This is a genomic window from Streptomyces sp. ADMS (assembly GCF_033441795.1).
In the GTDB taxonomy this organism is placed as follows: Bacteria; Actinomycetota; Actinomycetes; order Streptomycetales; family Streptomycetaceae; genus Streptomyces.
Map to the genome: position 1 here is coordinate 1 of NZ_JAVFVX010000359.1, position 765 is coordinate 765.

At 65.2% G+C, this 765-nt stretch carries 2 protein-coding genes; one reads left to right on the forward strand and one right to left on the reverse strand.

Annotated features, from left to right (window positions below; all coding sequences use genetic code 11):
* On the reverse strand, positions 1-258 hold a 258-nt coding region (locus tag RB628_RS41020), incomplete at its 3' end, for a rodlin (protein WP_318325720.1).
* Between the two features lie 249 nt (positions 259-507).
* On the opposite strand from RB628_RS41020, the gene RB628_RS41025 reads away from it, so the two are divergent.
* Positions 508-765, forward strand: a 258-nt coding sequence (locus tag RB628_RS41025) for a rodlin (protein WP_318325721.1), incomplete at its 3' end; no start/stop codon positions are given.

The following is a 765-nucleotide window of genomic DNA, read 5'->3' on the forward strand; positions in this document are numbered from 1 at the left end:
CACGCCAACGAGGGAACCGGCGTTGACCTTGGCCGGCAGGCCGATGCAGGGCTTGTTGAGCGAGCCCTGGATGAGCGCCATCTGGGGGCTCATGTTGCCGTACGTGGCCGAGTTGCCGTACTTCTGGATGGCGCCGTTGCCGCTGGTGGAGGTCGTGCCACCGTCGTTGGCGATCGCCATGGCCTGCGGCGCGACCGCGGCGGAGGCACCGATGACGGAAGCGGCGACTGCGGCGGCAGCCATAACCTTCTTGATCACTTGCTAGTCCCTTCGGAAGAAACCCCGTCGACCGGAGCACTCTGATCAACTGCCTTGAGCCCGCATGGTTGCTCCGGTTCACTCCGATGGCCCACAGCGAGGGGTGTTCCCGGGGATACGTGAGTCGGGAGTTTCCACGGATTTCCAGGCCGGGAACGGGCCAACCGGGTGAAGAAGCGAAACCAATCCCTCCGCGTCCGGTTGATGCGAGAGCAGGAACGCGTGTCTCTGCCAGGAAAGGAAAGCAAAATGCTGAAGAAGGCAATGGCCGCGGTGGCGGTAGCCGCTTCTGTCGTCGGGGTCTCGGCGGCGACCGCCCCTCAGGCGCTTGCCACGGCGGACGACGGCGGCACGACGTCCGTCAGCGGGAACGGTGCTGTCTCGAAGTTCGGCAACTCCATGACCAAGGGCGACATGAGCCCGCAGATGAGCCTGGCGCAGGGCACCCTGAACAAGCTCTGCGTCGGTCTGCCCGTCAAGGGCAACGTGGGCTCCGTCGTCGGTGTC